General features: G+C 58.0%; 1 protein-coding gene and 2 rRNA genes. 1 reads left to right on the plus strand and 2 read right to left on the minus strand.

The annotated features are described in order from the left end of the window. Positions 1 to 112, plus strand: a 112-nt coding sequence (locus VHE99_10645; protein ID HVV69469.1) for an MGMT family protein, incomplete at its 5' end; no start/stop codon positions are given. Positions 113 to 173: 61 nt separating this feature from the next. On the opposite strand, the gene rrf is transcribed toward VHE99_10645, so the two are convergent. Beyond that, positions 174 to 288, minus strand: a 5S ribosomal RNA gene (gene rrf, locus VHE99_10650). A gap of 76 nt (positions 289 to 364) precedes the next feature. After that, positions 365 to 3,523, minus strand: a 23S ribosomal RNA gene (locus tag VHE99_10655). Between the last annotated feature and the right edge of the window lie 46 nt (positions 3,524 to 3,569).

Here is a 3,569-nt window from a genome sequence, read left to right on the forward strand (position 1 = left end):
CATCGGCGCGAACGGCAGCCTCACCGGATACGGCGGCGGTCTCGAACGCAAGCGAGCGCTCCTCGGACTCGAGAAGAGCCGCCGGCCGGCGATCCCGACACTGTTCGATTGAGTCACCGATACACAAATGCCTGTGCCCCCCAACAGAATTGGGGGGCACAGGGCTAATTTGTGTTCGGCGGTGTCCTACTTTTCCGCCCGTGTGGGGCAGTATCATTGGCGCTGGCAGGCTTAGCTTCCGGGTTCGGGATGGGTCCGGGCGTTTCCCTGCCGCTATTGACCGCCGTAACTTTATTCACTTGTTTAGTGTGAAAACTTTGGTGTTTTGGTGGTGGGGTGGGTGTGTGTGGTGTGGTTGCGAGTTGTGGGTAAGTTTTCGGCCGGTTAGTGCCAGTTCCCTGAACACATTGCTGTGTGTGTAGGTCTGGTCTATCGATCCCGTGGTCTGCGGGGGGCCTTATCCCACCTAGTGGGTGAGAAGCCTGGTCTTGGAGGGGGTTTCCCGCTTAGATGCTTTCAGCGGTTATCCTGTCCGAACGTGGCTATCCAGCGGTGCCCCTGGTGGGACAACTGGTGGACCAGAGGTTCGTCCGTCCCGGTCCTCTCGTACTAGGGACAGGTTTCCTCAAGCTTCTGACGCGCGCGGCGGATAGAGACCGAACTGTCTCACGACGTTCTAAACCCAGCTCGCGTGCCGCTTTAATGGGCGAACAGCCCAACCCTTGGGACCTGCTCCAGCCCCAGGATGCGACGAGCCGACATCGAGGTGCCAAACCATCCCGTCGATATGGACTCTTGGGGAAGATCAGCCTGTTATCCCCGGGGTACCTTTTATCCGTTGAGCGACCACGCTTCCACATGCCGTGGCCGGATCACTAGTTCCGACTTTCGTCCCTGCTCGACATGTCTGTCTCACAGTCAAGCTCCCTTGTGCACTTACACTCGTCACCTGATTGCCAACCAGGCTGAGGGAACCTTTGAGCGCCTCCGTTACATTTTAGGAGGCAACCGCCCCAGTTAAACTACCCATCAGGCACTGTCCCTGGCCCAGATCATGGGCCTAGGTTAGACATCTAATACGACCAGAGTGGTATTTCAACGTCGACTCCACACACACTGGCGTGCATGCTTCACAGTCTCCCACCTATCCTACACAAGCCGTACCAAACACCAATACCAAACTATAGTAAAGGTCCCGGGGTCTTTCCGTCCTGCCGCGCGTAACGAGCATCTTTACTCGTACTGCAATTTCGCCGAGTCCATGGTTGAGACAGCGCCCAAGTCGTTACTCCATTCGTGCAGGTCGGAACTTACCCGACAAGGAATTTCGCTACCTTAGGATGGTTATAGTTACCACCGCCGTTTACTGGGGCTTAAGTTCAACGCTTCACCACCGCAAGGGTGGTTGACGTGTCCCCTTAACCTTCCAGCACCGGGCAGGAGTCAGTCCGTATACATCGTCTTGCGACTTCGCACGGACCTGTGTTTTTAGTAAACAGTCGCTTGGGCCTGGTCTCTGCGACCCTCCCCGCTCTCCCCAGCCAGTGGGTACACGGGTCGGGTCCCCCTTCTCCCGAAGTTACGGGGGCATTTTGCCGAGTTCCTTAACCATGGTTCTCTCGATCGCCTCGGTATTCTCTACCTGATCACCTGAGTCGGTTTGGGGTACGGGCGGCGCATGGCTCGCTAGAGGTTTTTCTCGGCAGCATAGGATCACCCACTTCGCCCCTACGGGCTCCGCGTCAGATCTCACACTCCACATCCAAGTGAGGACGGCGGATTTGCCTACCGTCCGTGCTACGTCCTTGCCCACAGACAACCATCGCTGTGGCTGGGCTACCTTCCTGCGTCACCCCATCGCTTGACTACTACCGGCTCGGGTCCCACGCTCCACCACCCGCCGCGCCGACCCGAAGGCCGACACTGAACAGATGGTTTCGGATGGTTAGCATCACCGGCCTCGTCAGGGGCGCCATGTTGCCGGTACGGGAATATCAACCCGTTGTCCATCGACTACGCCTGTCGGCCTCGCCTTAGGTCCCGACTTACCCTGGGCGGATTAGCCTGGCCCAGGAACCCTTGGTCATTCGGCGGAAGGGTTTCTCACCCTTCTTTCGCTACTCATGCCTGCATTCTCACTCGTGTGGCGTCCACGGCTGGATCACTCCGCCGCTTCACTCGCCACACGACGCTCCCCTACCCATCCACGCGCCTGGACGCCGCCCGAAGGCAGCGCCGAGCTAGTGCGTGAATGACACGGCTTCGGCGGTGTGCTTGAGCCCCGTTACATTGTCGGCGCGGAACCACTTGACCAGTGAGCTATTACGCACTCTTTCAAGGGTGGCTGCTTCTAAGCCAACCTCCTGGTTGTCTCTGCGACTCCACATCCTTTTCCACTTAGCACACGCTTAGGGGCCTTAGCCGGTGTTCTGGGCTGTTTCCCTCTCGACTACGAACCTTATCGCCCGCAGTCTCACTGCCGCGCTCTCACTTACCGGCATTCGGAGTTTGGCTGATTTCGGTAAGCTGGTAAGCCCCCTAGACCATCCAGTGCTCTACCTCCGGCAAGAAACACGCGACGCTGCACCTAAATGCATTTCGGGGAGAACCAGCTATCACTGAGTTTGATTGGCCTTTCACCCCTACCCACAGGTCATCCCCCAGGTTTTCAACCCTGGTGGGTTCGGTCCTCCACGCGGTCTTACCCGCGCTTCAACCTGCCCATGGGTAGATCACTCAGCTTCGGGTCTAGAGCATGCGACTGAATCGCCCTATTCGGACTCGCTTTCGCTACGGCTTCCCCTCACGGGTTAACCTCGCCACACACCACTAACTCGCAGGCTCATTCTTCAAAAGGCACGCGGTCACAGCCGCCGCCGTGTTGCCACAGCAGCGATCCGCTCCCACGGATTGTAGGCACGCGGTTTCAGGTACTATTTCACTCCCCTCCCGGGGTACTTTACACCTATCCATCACTGAACTCGTCCGCTATCGGTCACCAGGGAGTATTTAGGCTTACGAGGTGGTCCTCGCAGATTCACACGGGATTTCACGGGCCCCGTGCTACTTGGGATTCCACTAAGGAGACGCGCCGTTTTCGTCTACCGGACTTTTACCGTCTGTGGCGGCCTATTCCACGGCCTTCGACTAACGACGCGTTTTCTTACTCCTTGTCAGCTCGGCAGAACTGACCATATGGTCCCACAACCCCAATCGCGCAACGCCTGCCGGCTATCACACGCGACTGGTTTGGCCTCTTCCGCTTTCGCTCGCCACTACTCACGGAATCGCGGTTGCTTTCTCTTCCTGTGGGTAATGAGATGTTTCACTTCCCCACGTTCCCTCCGCTCACCCTATGTGTTCAGGTGAGGGTGACTGGACATGACTCCAGCCGGGTTTCCCCATTCGGAAATCCTCGGATCACAGCTCGGTTGGCAGCTCCCCGAGGCTTATCGCAGCCTCCTACGTCCTTCTTCGGCTCCTGGTGCCAAGGCATCCACCGTGCGCCCTTAATAACTTGGCCACAAAGATGCTCGCGTCCACTGTGCAGTTCTCAAGATGCGGGCGGG

It is taken from the genome of Gammaproteobacteria bacterium, assembly GCA_035546635.1.
Lineage (GTDB): Bacteria > Pseudomonadota > Gammaproteobacteria > JAURND01 > JAURND01 > DASZWJ01.